General features: G+C 33.4%; 1 protein-coding gene. It reads left to right on the top strand.

Annotated features, from left to right (window positions below):
* Positions 1-338, top strand: a 338-nt coding sequence (locus ABNX05_RS26155; RefSeq protein ID WP_349662348.1) for a transposase, incomplete at both ends; no start/stop codon positions are given.

Genomic DNA, 338 nt, shown 5'->3' with positions numbered 1-338 from the left:
TAAAAGATGAATTAACTTACTGTGAAAGATTGATTGCCATTATTGAAAATAAACCACAAATCGCTCATCTACCAGCTGTAAAGGAAAAATTGAACGTGTTAAAAGAAGCTGTAGAAGATACGCAAGAACATCTAAATTATTCAACAGACACTGATGCACGAGTAGGACATAAAACAGCAGACAGTTCTTTCTTTGGTTATAAAACACATTTAGCAATTAGTGATGAACGTATAATTACAGCAGCAGTCGTTACAACAGGTGAAAAATCAGATGGACATTATCTACAAGAACTGATTGAAAAAAGTAAAGTAACAGGAATGGAAGTTGAAACAGTCATC

Source organism: Lysinibacillus zambalensis (assembly GCF_040183165.1).
GTDB classification, from domain to species: Bacteria; Bacillota; Bacilli; order Bacillales_A; family Planococcaceae; genus Lysinibacillus; species Lysinibacillus zambalensis.
The sequence above is the reverse complement of the archived record's forward strand: the minus strand, read 5'-3'. Positions and strand labels throughout refer to the sequence as shown.